We start from the raw sequence: 15,771 nt of genomic DNA on the forward strand, positions 1-15,771 counted from the left end.
GATGTTAGGTCTTGGCCCGAATAGCGCAACTGAACAGTAAGGAAAAGCAGATGGCAAAGCTCGCATTTTTGGGACTAGGCGTAATGGGCGGGCCGATGGCGGGCCATCTGCAAAAGGCAGGCCATGACGTGACCGTCTATAACCGCACGACGGCCAAGGCCGAAGCCTGGGTCAAGGCCCATGGCGGCAGCCATGCCGCCACCCCCGCGCCGCAGCCGCAGGGGCCGACATGGTCATGGCCTGCGTGGGCAACGACGATGATCTGCGCTCGGTCTGTTTGGGGGCAGATGGTGCCTTTGCCGGGATGGACGCGGGCAGCCTTTTTGTGGATCACACCACTGTCTCTGCCAAAGTCACGGCAGAGCTTTACAGCGCAGCCGCAGATCACAACATCAGCTTCATCGATGCGCCCATCTCGGGCGGCCAAGCCGGGGCGGAAAACGCACAGCTCTCCATCATGTGCGGCGGTGATGTGGACGCTTTTGAACGCGCACTGCCGGTGATGGAGATCTACGCCAAGATCTGCCGCCGCATCGGCGACAGCGGTGCTGGCCAGATCACCAAGATGTGCAACCAAATCGCCATTGCCGGTCTGGTGCAGGGCCTCTCAGAAGCGCTGCATTTCGCTGAAAAGGCGGGCATGGACGGGCGCGCGGTGGTCGAAGTGATCAGCCAGGGGGCTGCCGGGTCCTGGCAGATGGTCAACCGCTATGAAACGATGCTGGAGGATCATTTTGATCACGGCTTTGCGGTTGACTGGATGCGCAAGGATCTCAACATCTGCCTGAGTACGGCGGATGAAAACGGCGCAAGCCTGCCGGTCACCGCCCTTGTCGATCAATTCTACAAAGACGTGCAAAAACTCGGCGGCGGCCGCTGGGATACTTCAAGCCTCATCAAACGCCTGCGCGCGCTGGACTAGCTCCAAAAGCCTCGGGGCAAACCACCGCCCCGGGGCACCCCCTCAAAACCGCAGCCCCAAAAGCCAAAGCCCGCTCAGAACCACCACCCTGCGCTTCATCTTTCCAATAAAACTCAAAAAAAACCGCGCGAAATACACCAACCTCGCATGGGTTTCCCATACCTTTCACCCCAAAACCAAAAAGGCCGCCCCACATCAGGACGGCCCCGTAAATCTGGCAATGCGCGACACCTTCAGGGAATAATGCGCGTGTACTTCGTCCCCTCAAGGGTTGCGCCCACGCGCAGCCCTGCACGGCCAAAGACCGCCGCCAGCACAGGGGCCAGCACCGTTGTGGTGTCCGCCGCCACGCTGTCACCCCGGTCTGAGATGACATATTCCAGATCCGCGCCCGCAGCCCAGCCGGGGGAGCGGCGGAACTCCAACAGGGCGGCTTCAGTCATGAAAAACAGCACATGCGCGTATTGCTGCGCCCCGATCTGCAGCCCGCCAGAGCCTTTGACCACCGAATAGTAATCCACCGTAATGTCGCCCACCAAAAGCGCGCCGCGCCCATAAGCGCCGCCCAAACCCAGCCCGGCCTCTGTCACCAAAGGCATGACCAACATGCCGTTGGCTTTCTCAGCCAGTTGCACGGTGTTGGGATAGCTGCGGTACATCTCATCCAAAGTGGCGCTTACCCGCGCGTCGATCAGCTGGGATCCGCGTCCGCCCACACCATTGCCACATGCGGCCAACCCGCTGGTTGCCGCCAAAGCGCTCAGGCCAAAAGCCCGGCGCGAAAAAAGAGGATTGCTCATCTGCTCTGCCTGTATGTTTGCCTGTGCCGGTTTTCCGACTTGGCCGCAGTATAGGCGGTTTTCTGCGTGCTGTCATGCGGGATATGGACGTGCGCGGAAAGGTGCCCGGTCCGGGCACGCTGTGACCGCCCTGCATCACACATCAGCGAGGCCCTCAGACGCTCAAAGCGACTGCTTCTTTTCCGCCCCCAGCTTTTTGATGCGCCCCTCAATGTCCTTGACCGCATCGGCATGGGCCTTGGTCCATTCCTGCGTCAGTTTCTGGATCTTGACCGTATCTTGCCCCAGTGACCCCATGGTGTGCATGGCTTTTTGCGGATCGCGCAGCATGTGCTTCTCAGCATCCTCAATCGTGTTCAAGGTGTTGATCAGCTTGGCCAATTGCTCTTGGCGCTGTTTGAATTTCTCAAAGGCCTGCGCACTGGATCCGGCTCCTTTCTTGCCCCCCTTTTGCGAGGCTTTGGCCATGACGTCGATCCGCGTGATCTCAGCCCGGTGCACAGCCTGCATCCCCCGCAGCATGGCGATGTCTTGCTTGATCAGCTCGCCTGACTTGGTGATCCGCATGGCCTCTTTTGCCATCCGCTTGGATTCCATCATGATCTTTTTGAGCGCAGGCGGCATCGCCTTGAGCTGGGTCAGCATTCCATTGAGCTGCGCCAACTCGTCGTCGATTTCCTTGGCAGGCTTGGCCGGGATGAAAATAACATCCTTAGGCTCAATCGCATCCGGGTTGGGCCGTTTTTTGCGCAGGGGCGCGTTCTTGGGATGATCATAGATCTTCTTCCAGTCGCTGCTGCCCTTGTAGCCATATTGCTTCGCAATTTTTGAGAGAAATTCGCCTTTCTTTACGACGTGCTTCTTAAATTCCACATCACTATCCCTGGTTGTTAAAAATCATCCATTCATCACTTCAGCGACCGCTGGCGCAAAATAGGTCAGCACCCCGTCACAGCCTGCGCGTTTGAAAGCCATCAGGCTCTCCATCATCACGCGCTCTTCATCAATCCAACCTTGTACGGCTGCCGCCTTGATCATCGAAAACTCACCGGACACCTGATAGGCAAAGGTGGGCGCGCCAAAGGCGTCTTTGACCCTGCGGCAAATATCCAAATAGGGCTGGCCGGGTTTGACCATGACCATATCCGCGCCTTCCGACAAATCACGCGCGACCAGGCGCAACGCCTCGTCACTGTTGGCCGGATCCATCTGGTATGTCTTTTTGTCCCCTGTCAGCGCGCCAGAGGCACCCACCGCATCGCGGAAGGGGCCATAAAAGGCCGAGGCATATTTGGCCGCATAGCTCAGGATCATCACATCGCTGTGGCCGCGATGCTCCAGCGCGTTACGGATCGCGCCAATGCGCCCGTCCATCATATCTGATGGCCCAATGATATCGGCACCTGCGTCGGCCTGGGCCAAGGCCATCTTGACCAGCGCCTCAACCGTGCGGTCGTTCACGATGATCCCATCCTCAACAAACCCGTCATGGCCGTTGATGTTATAGGTGTCCAAGGCCACATCGCTCATCAGCGCAATATCGGGGTATTTCGCCTTGATGCCTGCAATCGCGCGGTTGGCGTGGTTTTGCGGGTCCCAGGCCCCTGCGCAATCCTCGGTGCGTTCCTCAAGGCCGGTGTAGGGGAAGATGCACATCGCGCGAATGCCCATCGCATGAGCCTGGCCTGCGGCCTCAATCACTTTATCAACCGACCGCCGCATCACGCCAGGCATAGAGGGCACAGGCTCTTCAATACCCTCACCTGAGCGGACAAACACCGGCCAGATCAAATCGCCCAGTTCCAAGGCATTTTCGCGGACCAATGCGCGCAAAGCCGGGCTTTGGCGCGTGCGGCGCAAACGGGTGAGCGGGAAGGGGGCTTGGACCGGATTCATGCAAAAATACCTCAGTTTGCGTCTCCCAAGTCTTCACACGAAAAATCTGACCGCTCAAGGGTAGGAATTGCGTCCGGGCTTGGGTATGTCCGGCGCACTTTCATCGCTCAGGGGGCACCTTGGACTGGTATCAGACCATATTTGAACTGATCGACATGCGGTCATTCTCCAATCTGTGGTTTTGGATTGTCCTTGCGGTGATCTGGTCCACGGCAAGCCATTGGGTGCTGGGCGTGCCCTATGACATGGTGCTGCGCGCCAAGCGCAGTGGCGGTCAGGCCGAAGTGGACTTGGAAGACATCGTGCGCATCAACGTCAACCGCCTGCTCTTTATCGGCAGCGTGTCTGGCCTGTGGCTGGCGGGCTTTGCCTGTTTCTTTTTGACCATGCTGGCGCTCTTGGGGTTCATCTATGAGGTTGAGTTTGCCCAGGCGCTGTTCCTGCTGGGCTTTCCGCTGTCGCTTGTCGGTATGCTCAGCCTGTCCACCGCGCGGCTAATCCAGGAACAGCAGGCCACGGGCGAAGTGTTGGTGAAGCGGCTGAACCGGCACCGGCTCTATACCCAGATCATCGGCATGATCTCAATTTTCGTGACCGCCCTTTGGGGGATGTACCAGAACCTGACTATTGGCGTTCTGGGCGGTTGACACCGGCCCGGTGAGAGCCAATTGAGGGCGCATGGCTGAGCAGAAACACATCACCCTGTCGGGCGTGCCCGAAGGCTTTGACGCCCGCGCGATCCTGGATGAGGTCGCGCGCAGCGGTGCGGTCATGCATGTGGCCCGCGATGACAAGCGTATGGCCGCATTACAAGCCGCGCTCAGCTTTTTTGCCCCCGACATGCCGGTGGTCACCTTTCCCGGATGGGATTGCCTCCCGTATGACCGGGTCTCTCCCAATGCGGACATCTCAGCGCAGCGCATGGCGACGCTGGCGGGGCTGGTGCATGGGATGCCAGATCAGTTCATACTGCTGACCACGCTGAACGCGGCCACCCAACGCGTGCCTGCGCGCGCGCTTTTGCGCGATGCGGCCTTTTCGGCCAGCGTGGGCAGCCGCATTGACGAAGGGGCTTTACGCGCCTTTCTGGTGCGCATGGGCTTTGTGCAAAGCCCCACGGTGATGGAACCTGGTGACTATGCGATCCGGGGCGGCATCATCGACATCTACCCGCCCGGTGATCTGGGGCCTGTGCGTCTGGACCTTTTTGGCGATGTGCTGGACGGCGCGCGCCGCTTTGATCCCGCCACCCAGCGCACCACCGAAAAGCTGGATCTGGTGGAGCTTGCCCCCGTCAGCGAAGTGATCCTGGATGAGGCCGCGATCACGCGTTTTCGCCAGAACTACCGCATCGAATTTGGCGCCGCCGGCACCGACGATCCGCTCTATGAGGCGATCTCAGCGGGGCGCAAACATCAAGGGGCAGAGCATTGGATGGCGTTTTTCCATGAGGAAATGGAAACGCTTTTTGACTACGCCCCAAAGGCTGCAATCACCCTGGATGATCAGCTGACCCCCGCGCGTGTGGCGCGTTGGGACAGCATTGAAGATCAATATGAGACGCGCAAAATCGCCATGGCGAACCGCTCCAAGATGGACAGCGTCTATAAACCAGCGCCACCCGAAGGGCTGTACCTGGATGATGAGGCTTGGGCGCTGGCGACGGTAGAGCGGCGTGTGGTCCAGTTTGCCACCTTGCCCCAGCCCACAGGCCCCGGTGCCTTGGACGCAGGTGCGCGTATTGGGCGCAATTTCGCGCCAGAGCGGCAACAGGAATCGATCAGTCTTTTTGGGGCCTTGGCCACCCATGTGAAAGCCAAGCTGCAGGACGGCCCTGTGGTCATCGCCAGCTATTCTGACGGCGCGCGTGAACGTCTGACCGGCTTGATTGAGGACGAAGGTCTGGCCGAAGCCATCCCCGTCACCTCAGCCAAGCGCATTGGCAAACACGGGCTACACCTGGCGGTCTGGGCGCTGGAGCACGGCTTTGAAGCGCCCTTGGGCGACCGCACGCTGACCGTCATCTCAGAACAAGACGTCCTGGGCGACCGTCTGATCCGCGCCCCCAAACGCAAGCGCCGGGCCGAAAATTTCCTGACCGAGACGCAAAGCCTGACGCCCGGTGATCTGGTCGTGCACGTCGATCACGGCATCGGCCGCTATCTGGGGCTTGAGGTGGTCACCGCTGCCGGGGCCGCACACGAATGTCTACTGTTGGAATATGCCGAACAGTCCAAGCTTTACCTGCCGGTTGAGAACATCGAACTGCTCAGCAAATACGGCCACGACGAGGGGCTGTTGGACAAGCTCGGGGGCGGGGCCTGGCAATCGAAAAAGGCCAAGCTCAAAGAACGCATCCGCGAGATGGCCGACAAGCTTATCCGCATCGCAGCAGAGCGGGCGTTGCGCAAGGCGCCGGTGCTGGAACCACCGCCCGGCATGTGGGACGCGTTTTCCGCGCGCTTTCCCTATTCCGAAACCGATGATCAGCTGCGCGCCATTGGTGATGTGGTTGACGATATGACCTCCGGCAACCCGATGGACCGGCTGATTTGCGGCGACGTGGGCTTTGGCAAAACCGAAGTGGCGATGCGCGCGGCCTTTGTCGCGGCGATGTCCGGCGTGCAGGTGGCGGTGATCGCGCCCACCACGCTTCTGGCACGGCAGCACTACAAAAGCTTTGCCGAACGGTTTCGCGGCTTTCCCATCAACGTGCGCCAGCTGTCACGCTTTGTCTCAACCAAAGAGGCAAACCTGACCAAGGACGGCATGACCAAAGGCACAGTGGACATCGTCATCGGCACCCATGCGCTCTTGGCCAAAACCATCAAGTTCCAGAACCTGGGCCTGTTGATCATCGATGAGGAACAGCATTTTGGCGTGCAGCACAAAGAGCGTCTTAAGCAGATGCGCAGCGACATTCACGTCCTGACCCTGACTGCCACGCCCATTCCGCGCACCCTGCAACTAAGCCTGACGGGCGTGCGCGATCTATCGATCATTGGCACCCCGCCAGTGGACCGTCTGGCGATCCGCACCTATGTCAGCGAATTTGACACCGTCACCCTGCGCGAGGCGCTCTTGCGCGAACATTATCGCGGTGGGCAGTCGTTTTATGTGGTCCCGCGCATCTCTGACCTGCCAGAGATTGAGGCATTCCTGAAAGACCAACTGCCAGAGCTGACCTATGTTGTGGCCCACGGGCAAATGGCCGCCGGAGAGTTGGATGACCGCATGAACGCCTTTTATGACGGTAAGTTCGACATCCTGCTGGCCACGACGATTGTTGAATCCGGGCTGGATATCCCCACCGCCAACACGATGGTGGTGCACCGGGCGGATATGTTTGGCCTGGCCCAGCTCTATCAAATCCGGGGGCGCGTGGGCCGCTCCAAAACACGCGCCTATGCCTATCTGACCACCAAACCCCGCGCCAAGCTGACACCACTTGCCGAAAAGCGCCTGCGCGTCTTGGGCAGCCTGGATACTTTGGGCGCGGGCTTTACGCTTGCCTCGCAGGATCTGGACATTCGCGGGGCCGGGAACCTCTTGGGTGAGGAACAATCAGGCCAGATGCGCGATGTGGGCTTTGAGCTTTACCAATCCATGCTGGAAGAGGCGATCGCCAAGATCAAAGCGGGTGAGATGGAGGGCCTGTCAGAGGCCGATGATCAATGGGCGCCGCAGATCAACCTGGGCGTTCCCGTGCTGATCCCCGAAGATTACGTGCCCGACCTCGATGTGCGTCTGGGCCTTTACCGCCGCCTGTCGGGCCTGTCGACCAAGGTGGAGCTTGAAGGCTTTGCAGCCGAACTCATCGACCGTTTTGGCAAGCTGCCCAAAGAGGTGAATACCCTCATGCTCGTCGTGCGCATCAAGGCGATGTGCAAGCGCGCGGGCATCGCCAAGCTGGATGGCGGGCCAAAAGGGGCGACGGTTCAGTTCCACAACGACAAATTCGCCTCGCCCGAAGGGTTGGTGAAATTCATCCAGGATCAGCGCGGCCTGGCCAAGGTTAAGGACAACAAGATCGTGGTGCGCCGCGACTGGAAGAAAGATGCCGATAAGATCAAAGGCGCCTTTGCCATCGCCCGCGATCTGGCTGAACATGTGATCGCACGGGAAAAGCAGGCCAAAAAGGCAAAGGGTGCAGCGGCTTAAGGGGCAAGGCTCCTCCGCCTAAGGCGTTTGCCTTACCGCGGCGCGCGCCTTACGCGGCTTGATCTGCCTCAAGCTTTTGTTCAACCCGCATCAGGTTCAACATCAACACCAGCGCCGCCGTCGCCATCACCAAAACGCCGTAGATCAGCGGCATGGTCGTGCCGTCAAAAAGCAGCGCCACCGGGGACGCCAGAAAAGCCGCCATCACTGTTGAGATCCCGCCAACAGCCGATGCCGCCATCCCAGCGATATGCCCCATCGGCTCCATCGCGATGGCATTAAGGTTACCCAAGGTCAGCCCGGCCTGAAAAAAGATACTGATCTGCCAGGTCAAAAAGAAAGCAAATCCAAAAGGTTCCGGCAATCCGCCCAAGCCGAACACAACCATCGCCGTGGACAGCAGGATCTGGCCACTGAGCGTCACACGCACCAGAAACCGCATCCCCAGCCGTTCCACCAGCATCGCATTCAACACGCTGGCGCTTCCGCCGATGATGGCAACAAGCGCAAACCAATACGGAAAGCTCGCCGCGCGGTCATAGACGTCATAATAGATCGGCTGCACCTGCATCAGCGTGGCAAAGAGTATCGCCATGGCGAGCGATTGAACGAGGATGGAGATCCGCACAGCCGGGTGGCGCATCAGCTCCGCCAAGGCGCCTTTGATCAAAGCCAGCTTCAAGGGGCGCCGGTTCTCAGCGGTCAGCGTTTCTGGCAGGCGCAGCCCGAACCATGTCACCACGAACAATGAGAACAGCACAAAAGACAAAAAGATCGCCCGCCATCCAAACCCTTCGACAATGAAGCTGCCCAACAACGGCGCAATTGCAGGCACCATGGCAAAGATCACCATCATGATGGACACGATTTTGGCCATCTCGCGGCCCGCAAACAAATCCCGCGTCAGCGCTACCGCAACGATCCGAGGAGCGGCAGCCCCCAAACCCTGCACCGCCCGCGCCAGTAGGATCAGCTCAAGGCTTTGCGCCATCCAGGCGGCCGCCGCGGCCACGATATAAAGAGCGGAGCCTGCAAAAATTACCGGCCTGCGGCCAAATGCATCCGACAGCGGGCCCGCAACAAAGGTGCCGATCCCCAGACCCAGTATGAAAGTGGTCAGGATCAGGGCCACTTTGTTGGCCTGACCGGGGGCGAGGGCGGCACCGATTTCATCAAGGGCCGGCAGCATTGCATCAATGGAAAACGCAACCGTTGCAAACATCATTGCCACGATCGCAATGAACTCTGCCCGTCCCACGGGGAAAGTTGATTTGGGGTCTGACATGGATGCTCCCTCAGGCACAGCAAGCCGTGATGCGCCGTGGGGTCAGACGTAACGTATGGTTGTAAGAGCTACAATGCCTAATGGTCAGAATGAGTGACCAACTGCCGCTTTAGTTGCAAACCTTGCCGGAGGGGTGCTGACAGATTGTGCAATCAGACGCGGCAAATAGATAACCTGTGCGACATCGCGCAGATGATCCCACTGGCCGATTTCCTGATCACTGACAGCGATGACACTGACGTTGTAGTTCACAATGTCCGTGCGCTTTTGCATGAGCGATGCCTCAGAGATCACCCGAGACACATAGCGACAGCTTTCCAACACCGCGCGGCGTTCAATATAGGGAAAAGCGCAGGGCTGGGACTGGCTGTGTGCAAAGGCATCAGTGGCACAGCCAACGATCAATTCATCGCCCTGCGTGGCCAATTTCCGCAGGAATTGTGCATGGCCTTGGTGAAATCCGTCAAACCTGCCGTAGGTCAACACGACGCGGGGGGCAGGGACCGGATCATGGCAGGCACGTACTGCCTGTCACGGGGGATGTGCCGCTCTCTGTCAGCCAAACGGCTGTAATCTCAGGACCTTTTCGGGCCTGTGGTTGAAACACCATCCTGCTGAGGGGGCCAAGAATGGTTTTTTGATAAGAAAACGCCTGTGGCTGCCGGGCGCACCGTCTGGGGTGCCGCGTCATTGCTTTTCATGTGCCTGCTCTTTCCGCCTATGAGAGGTCTTTGCCTCTTTGTGCCAAGACGTTAGGCGAGGCGTTGATGCATGGCAAAGAGATGTTGTCGCTGCGTCAACACCTGTGGCGCGTTTGCCATACTCATTAAGCGGCGGATCAGGCTGTTTCTGCCTGCGCTTTGATGTCGGCAATCACCTGCGCCCAAAGCTCAGGCGGTTGCGCGCCGGGCACGGCATGCTGTTGGCCCACCACAAACGTGGGCACTGAGTTCACGCCCATCTGACGGCTGTGCGCATCGCGGTCGCGGATGTTTTGCATATCCTCATCCGTACCCAGCAGACGTGTCACCACAGCGGCGTCCATCTCAATGCTGTCTGCGATATCGGCCAGCACCTCTGCGTCGCCAATATCGCGCGCCTCCACGAAATACGCGGTAAAGAGCGCGGAGACCGCTGCAGTTTGGCGCCCCTCAATCCCTGCCCAGTGAATAAGCCTGTGCGCGTTAAGCGTGTTGGGCGTGCGCTGCATATCTTCGAAATTGATCGTCAGCCCGGCCTTTTCGGCATGCTCCACAACCGGGGCATAGGCACGTACCGCGCCTTCCTTGCCGCCAAACTTCCCTTCCAGATAGGCGCGCCGGTCCATGCCCTCAGCGGGCATGTCGGGGTTCAGCTGGAACGGATGCCATTCAATCACAAAGGGATGATCGGGATGATCGGCCAGCGCCTTGTCCAGATGGGTCTTGCCGATATAGCACCAGGGGCAGATTGGGTCGGACAGGATATCGAGCTTAATGTTCTGGGTCATGGCGGGCCTTGTAGCTTTCGCGCAGCTTGCGCCGCGACAGTTTGCCGTTGCCGCCCAAGGGCAGGGCGTCAACCGGGATGAACAGGCGCGGCTGTTTGTAGCGCGCCAAGTTGGCTTGGGCATAGGCGCGCAGTGCGTCCTCGTCCAGAGGGGATGTGGGGCTGGTATAGAAGGCGGCAATCACTTCTGCGTTTGCTTTCACCTCAACCGAAGTCACCCCAACAGCGGTAATGCCGGGGGCTTTGGCCAGAACCGCCTCAACCTCCAGGGGGGAGACACGAAAGCCGCCTGCGTTCATCATATCATCATTGCGCCCCAGATAGGTGATCTGGCCGGTCTCATCGCGCACGCCCTGATCCCCGGTCAGAAACCAATTGTCCTGAAACCGGGCCGCTGTCTGATCCGGCGCGTCGAGATAGCCCAGCATCAAGCCGGGGTCGCTGGCGTGGATCGCAATCGTGCCGGGTGTCCCCGCGGGGACAGGGCCGTCCTTTGACATGATCTCAACCCGGCGGCCCGGTTGGGCTGCGCCAATGGCTCCGGGGCGGCGGGCCTGTCGGGCGATCCTGAAATGAAGGTGGAACACTCCGACATCCCGAACGCTTCATAAACTGCGGTGCCGGTGGCCACGTGCCAGGCCTCACGCACGGGGCCGGCCATCTTTTCGCCTGCGCTTAGGCCGTGGCGCAGCTGGGGCAGGTGCAGCCGGTCATGTTCTTTCAGCATCTGGCGATAGACGCCCGGCGCGGCGGCAAAGATCGTGGCCTCATGCCGCGCCAAAAGGGCGGGCAATGCCTGCGCCGGGGTGCCGGGCACGGGGATCAGGGCCGTGGCGCCCTTGGTCCAGGGATCCATCAGCCCGGTGCCCAGCGTATAGGTCCAATTGAAAGCGCCCGCGTGCAACACCCGGTCATCGGCCCCAAGCCCGTACCAGCCCTCAAACATCATCCGCCGCGCCCAGATGGCGCGGTGGGCATGCATCACAGCACTGGGGGTGCCTGACGTGCCTGAGGTGTAGATGATATAGCCAAGGCGGTTGGGATCCCCCATATCAGGGGCCGCCTGTGGCAACTCCCGCATGGCGCGCAGGGCAGGCAAATCCAGCAGGGCCGGGTGATCGGGGCAGGCGACATCGCTTGCGCGCAGGATCAGCTTGGGGGCCACTTGGGCGATGATTTTTGCCACCTCAGGCACCGTCAGCGCAGCCGCCGTTGGCACAGGCACCAACCCAGCGGCCAGTGCCCCTAGATAGGCCACGGGAAAATCCACCGTATTGCCCAACCGCATCAGCACCTTGTCCCCCGGCTCCAGACCACGCTCCAAAAGGCCGGTTGCAGTGCCCAAGACCGCCTGGATGAGGTCGGCGTAGCGCCAGTCTTCCGCGCCCTCTTGGGACAGCAGCGACAGCGCGATCTTATCGGGGTGCGCGCGGCCTGCCGCCAGCACATAGGCGGCAAGGTTGAAGGGGCTGGGACAGACAGATGCAGACATGCTTTGCCGCTAGCCCAGCCGCGCGCGCGTTGCAAGCATCGGTAGAGCCAGATATATCTCCCGCATGAACAAAGATTACGCGCCCAAGATGATCCAACTGGCCCGCGAAAGCAGCGGCTCAGACACGGTGCCACCGGTTGACCTGGGCGCGCGCGTGCGTGAATTGCGCAAAGGCCGCAAATGGACGCTAGAGCAAGCGGCCAAGCAAGCGGGGCTGGCGCGCTCCACCCTGTCCAAGATTGAAAACGGGCAGATGTCGCCCACCTATGACGCGCTTAAAAAGCTGGCCGTTGGGTTGGAAATCTCTGTGCCGCAGCTTTTCACACCGCCAGCGGCCGAAAAGATCAACGGGCGCATGGCTGTGACCAAAACCGGTGAAGGCACCGCCAAAGCCACAACCACATATGAACATGAGCTTCTGGGCGAAAGCCTGCGCAAAAAGCAGATGCTGCCCTACCGCGCCCGCATCCGCGCGCGTGATATGGAAGAATTTGAGGGCTGGGTGCGGCACGATGGAGAGGAGTTCCTCTATGTGCTGACCGGGGTGATCATGCTCTATACCGAGTTTTATGAACCCGTTGAGCTGCGCCGGGGCGACAGCGCCTATTACGATGGGACGATGGGGCACAACGTTGTCTCAATCAGTGCTGAGGACGCGACGATTTTGTGGGTGACCTCGCTAGTGTAAGCGTCCTCAGATGTGCCGGAATGTAGTGCAGCATTTACCAATTGAGCCGCTATTGGGGGAAAAACATCTGTCCCCGCGGGGACACATCGCCTTTGTTGAGCGATTTCAACGTCAACGCATTTGGTGTCGCAGCGTGCGGAGCTTTAACGATCAGGCGTTTGGATGCGCGATGGGCGTGTCACCCTTGATCCTGCGCAAAAAGCGCCTTGAGCACCACATGGCCCACCGCCACCCCAACCAATTGCATCACCACAAACATCGCGATGTGGCCGGGATAAATCCCCGCAAAGGTGTCAGAAAATCCGCGCGCAATGGTGACGGCTGGGTTGGCAAAGCTGGTGGAGGACGTAAACCAATAGGCCCCCGTGATATAAAGCGCCACCAAAGTGGGCACCGCATCCGCCCGTGCGCGTAGGCCACCGAAGATTACGAACAGCAGGCCGAAAGTTGCGACAACTTCTGAGAACCACTGTGCGCCGCCCGTGCGGTGCAGGGTCTGAGAGCTTTGCAAGATCGGCAGATCAAACATCAGATGCGCCGCCCAGACCCCCAGCACCGCGCCCAGCACCTGGACAGGCACATACGCGCACAGGTCTTTGCCGCTTAGCTCCGCGCGCAGAAAAAACGCCAAGCTGACCGCAGGGTTGAAATGCGCGCCGGAAATTGGGCCAAGCACCGTGATAATGGCATAGAGCATACACCCCGTCGCAATGGCATTGGCAAGAAGCGCGATGGCCACATTGCCGCCTGCCAAAGTCTCTCCCATGATGCCAGAACCGATGACGGCGATCAGCAAAAAGGCAGTGCCAAGGGCCTCGGCGCTTAGACGACGGATCATGATGACTTTCCTGACTTGATGTGCACCAGAAGGCTGCTACCGGCGGGATGTTTCAATCTTGTGACGCTGTATCGTCCCACCACCAAACCTCAGGCATGTAGTTTGGGCCGTCGCCGTAGATCGGGATGACCTTCGGGTATTTCATCTCAACCCGGTGGGCGATGCGGCCTTCGTTGAACTCCCAGATCGGGATCACATAGCGGCCCGCGGTCAGCAACCGGTCCAACGCGCGGGTGGCGGCGTTAAAATCCTCTGACGTGCGCGCGGTGAGCATGGTGTCAATCATTGCGTCGATGGCGGGGCTTTGCACGCCCATCATGTTGCGCGACCCTGGCTGATCTGCGGCATCTGACCCCCAATAAAAGCGCTGTTCGTTGCCAGGGCTGAGAGACAGCGCGCGGCGGAAGGTTGTGATGTCAAAATCAAACTGGTCCAGCCGTTGCACCGCTTGGGCGCTGTCGACAACCTCAACCCGTGCGTCGATGCCAAGGCGTTCGAGGGCGCGCACATAAAGCTCTGCGGCTTTTTCGGAATTGGAGAAATCCTGTGCGCTGCCTTTTGACACCAGGATCGAAAAGCTCAGCGGGCTGCCGTCTGGTGCGCGCATGGTCCCGTCTTGGGCGGAAAAGCCTGCCTCTTGCAGACGTTTCATAGCGGCACGGATGCCAGCCCGGTTGCGGGCAGTGCCGTCAGATACGGGCAGGGCATAGCCCTCCAACGTGCCTTGGGGCAGGGTGTCTGCGAAAGGTTTCAGCAGGGCCGCGACCTCATCCGGTGCGGGGCCGGGCTGCATCGCAAGGCTGGAGTTGGAGAAATAGGAGGTGATGCGGGGCAGCGCGCCGCCGGTGAGCGTTTCATTGATGAACTCAAAGTTAAACGCCTGCATCAGCGCATCCCGCACCCGCCAGTCATCAAACGGCGCGCGGCGGGTGTTCATGACAAAGCCCGTCATGCCGGACGGCTTTTGATGGGGGAAGGTGGATTTGATGACCTCACCGCGTTGGATCGCGGGGAAGGTATATTGCGTGGCCCAAGTTTCCGCGTTGAATTCACGCCCCGCTGAAATTTCGCCTGCTTTGAACGCCTCAAACAGAACATTGCCGTCGCCGTAGAAATCCAGCGTGATCTGATCAAAGTTATGGGTGCCGCGCCGGAACGGCACATCGGCCCCCCAGTAATCGGGGTTGCGGCTGAGCACCACGCGGCGGCCTGCATCGTAATCGGTGATCTGGTAGGGGCCTGTGCCCAGCGGGATCTCTTGCAGGGGGGCATTGGCAAAATCCTGACCCTCCCACTGCGCTTTGCTGAGGATGGGGCGCATCCCGGCTAAAAGTGCCAGTTCACGGTTTTCGGTATTGAAGGTAAAGCGGACGCTGCGCGGGCCTGTCGCCTCAATGCTGTCGATCTGGCGATAAAGACCGTGATAGCGCGGATGCCCCTCGGTGCCCAAAAGTTCGTAGGAAAAGATCACATCCTCGACCGTTACAGGGCTGCCATCGGAAAAGGCGGCCTCTGGCCTGAGCGTAAATTCAACCCACGCGCGAGATGGCGGCACTTCAACCGATTCGGCCAGCAGGCCATAGAGGCTGAAGGGTTCATCCCAGGACCGGCCCATCAGACTTTCATGGGTGAAAAAGCGCAGCTGCCAGGGCACCGAGCCTTTGCGCACGAAAGGATTAAGGCTGTCAAAGCCGCCGGTGTTGCCCAGCGTGATCGCCCCCCTTTGGGCGCATCAGGGTTGGCATAGGGCAGGGACACAAAATCCGGTGGCAATGCTGGATCGCCATACATAGATAGCCCATGCTGCGGTTCGGCCTGCGCCAGACCGCCGCAAAGAATCAGTGAAGAAGCCGTTACAACGCCCCGCAGCCTCAGGAAAAAATCCATCCCCATATCAGCAACAATCCTGCTCTGCCCTTGTTTTCTTGACCCTACCGCGCTGCGCGCGCAGGCGGGAGTCAAAACTTTAGGCTTGGCGAAAGGCCGTTCATCACTTATAAGGGTGTCACTGCTCGATAGGTTTCTTGCCTGTATGAAACCTGCCTCAATAACTTAACGCCAGCTTCGTGCTGGCGTTTTTTTTTGCCTGAGCCTGGCAGATATTTGTGATCCTGTCCTGTACGATCTGCCGTTTCCTTCCCCGGCGCGGCAGGTCATTATGCACCCGCAGCATTACCAAAAGGAGAGAGGCATGGCCTATA

At 59.7% G+C, this 15,771-nt stretch carries 10 protein-coding genes and 3 pseudogenes; 4 read left to right on the forward strand and 9 right to left on the reverse strand.

The window, feature by feature from the left end; all coding sequences use genetic code 11:
• The first annotated feature begins 50 nt into the window (after positions 1 to 50).
• A pseudogene (locus tag ACZ1HM_RS11010) lies at positions 51 to 922 on the forward strand (NAD(P)-dependent oxidoreductase).
• Positions 923 to 1,155: 233 nt separating this feature from the next.
• Here ACZ1HM_RS11010 and ACZ1HM_RS11015 read toward each other — a convergent pair.
• The 3 genes from ACZ1HM_RS11015 to hemB all read right to left on the reverse strand — a co-directional run bounded on the left by ACZ1HM_RS11015 (position 1,156) and on the right by hemB (position 3,618).
• Positions 1,156 to 1,722, reverse strand: a complete 567-nt coding sequence (locus ACZ1HM_RS11015) for a lipid-binding SYLF domain-containing protein (RefSeq protein WP_472742811.1) — start codon at positions 1,720 to 1,722, stop codon at positions 1,156 to 1,158.
• Positions 1,723 to 1,884: 162 nt separating this feature from the next.
• Positions 1,885 to 2,595, reverse strand: a complete 711-nt coding sequence (locus ACZ1HM_RS11020; protein ID WP_472742812.1) for a LysM peptidoglycan-binding domain-containing protein — start codon at positions 2,593 to 2,595, stop codon at positions 1,885 to 1,887.
• Between the two features lie 24 nt (positions 2,596 to 2,619).
• Positions 2,620 to 3,618, reverse strand: a complete 999-nt coding sequence (gene hemB / locus ACZ1HM_RS11025; protein ID WP_472742813.1) for a porphobilinogen synthase — start codon at positions 3,616 to 3,618, stop codon at positions 2,620 to 2,622.
• Positions 3,619 to 3,737: 119 nt separating this feature from the next.
• Between hemB and ACZ1HM_RS11030 the strand changes: the two genes are divergently transcribed.
• Both ACZ1HM_RS11030 and mfd read left to right on the forward strand, forming a co-directional pair.
• Positions 3,738 to 4,265: a component of SufBCD complex gene (locus ACZ1HM_RS11030; RefSeq protein WP_472742814.1), complete on the forward strand. Its 528-nt coding sequence runs from the start codon at positions 3,738 to 3,740 to the stop codon at positions 4,263 to 4,265.
• Between the two features lie 31 nt (positions 4,266 to 4,296).
• A complete protein-coding gene (mfd, locus tag ACZ1HM_RS11035) occupies positions 4,297 to 7,779 on the forward strand; it encodes a transcription-repair coupling factor (RefSeq protein WP_472742815.1) in 3,483 nt (1,160 codons plus the stop codon).
• Positions 7,780 to 7,828: 49 nt separating this feature from the next.
• Here the strand turns inward: mfd and ACZ1HM_RS11040 are convergent, their stop codons facing one another.
• The 4 genes and pseudogenes from ACZ1HM_RS11040 to ACZ1HM_RS11055 form a co-directional block, all read right to left on the reverse strand.
• Positions 7,829 to 9,064: an MFS transporter gene (locus tag ACZ1HM_RS11040; RefSeq protein WP_472742816.1), complete on the reverse strand. Its 1,236-nt coding sequence runs from the start codon at positions 9,062 to 9,064 to the stop codon at positions 7,829 to 7,831.
• Between the two features lie 84 nt (positions 9,065 to 9,148).
• Positions 9,149 to 9,547, reverse strand: a complete 399-nt coding sequence (locus tag ACZ1HM_RS11045) for an adenylyltransferase/cytidyltransferase family protein (protein ID WP_472742817.1) — start codon at positions 9,545 to 9,547, stop codon at positions 9,149 to 9,151.
• Positions 9,548 to 9,902: 355 nt separating this feature from the next.
• Positions 9,903 to 10,553 (reverse strand): DsbA family oxidoreductase, encoded by a 651-nt coding sequence (locus ACZ1HM_RS11050; RefSeq protein WP_472742818.1) that lies wholly within the window; start codon positions 10,551 to 10,553, stop codon positions 9,903 to 9,905.
• Positions 10,537 to 12,044: pseudogene (locus ACZ1HM_RS11055) on the reverse strand (class I adenylate-forming enzyme family protein). Before ACZ1HM_RS11055 ends, ACZ1HM_RS11050 begins: the two are co-directional and overlap by 17 nt.
• An 88-nt stretch (positions 12,045 to 12,132) precedes the next feature.
• Here ACZ1HM_RS11055 and ACZ1HM_RS11060 point away from each other — a divergent pair.
• Positions 12,133 to 12,732: a helix-turn-helix domain-containing protein gene (locus ACZ1HM_RS11060; protein WP_472744602.1), complete on the forward strand. Its 600-nt coding sequence runs from the start codon at positions 12,133 to 12,135 to the stop codon at positions 12,730 to 12,732.
• Between the two features lie 178 nt (positions 12,733 to 12,910).
• Here the strand turns inward: ACZ1HM_RS11060 and ACZ1HM_RS11065 are convergent, their stop codons facing one another.
• Together ACZ1HM_RS11065 and ACZ1HM_RS11070 are read right to left on the reverse strand one after the other, a co-directional pair.
• A complete protein-coding gene (locus tag ACZ1HM_RS11065; protein WP_472744603.1) occupies positions 12,911 to 13,573 on the reverse strand; it encodes an aquaporin in 663 nt (220 codons plus the stop codon).
• 49 nt (positions 13,574 to 13,622) lie between these two features.
• A pseudogene (locus ACZ1HM_RS11070) lies at positions 13,623 to 15,463 on the reverse strand (extracellular solute-binding protein).
• Positions 15,464 to 15,771: the final 308 nt, after the last annotated feature.

This window comes from Sulfitobacter sp. GN1-4 (assembly GCF_055693825.1).

Coding starts and splice junctions, on each gene's coding strand:
- ACZ1HM_RS11015 (WP_472742811.1), bottom strand. CDS start 1,722: ATGAGCAATCCTCTTTTTTCGCGCCGGGCTTTTGGCCTGAGCGCTTTG.
- ACZ1HM_RS11060 (WP_472744602.1), top strand. CDS start 12,133: ATGATCCAACTGGCCCGCGAAAGCAGCGGCTCAGACACGGTGCCACCG.
- mfd (WP_472742815.1), top strand. CDS start 4,297: ATGGCTGAGCAGAAACACATCACCCTGTCGGGCGTGCCCGAAGGCTTT.
- hemB (WP_472742813.1), bottom strand. CDS start 3,618: ATGAATCCGGTCCAAGCCCCCTTCCCGCTCACCCGTTTGCGCCGCACG.
- ACZ1HM_RS11040 (WP_472742816.1), bottom strand. CDS start 9,064: ATGTCAGACCCCAAATCAACTTTCCCCGTGGGACGGGCAGAGTTCATT.
- ACZ1HM_RS11050 (WP_472742818.1), bottom strand. CDS start 10,553: ATGACCCAGAACATTAAGCTCGATATCCTGTCCGACCCAATCTGCCCC.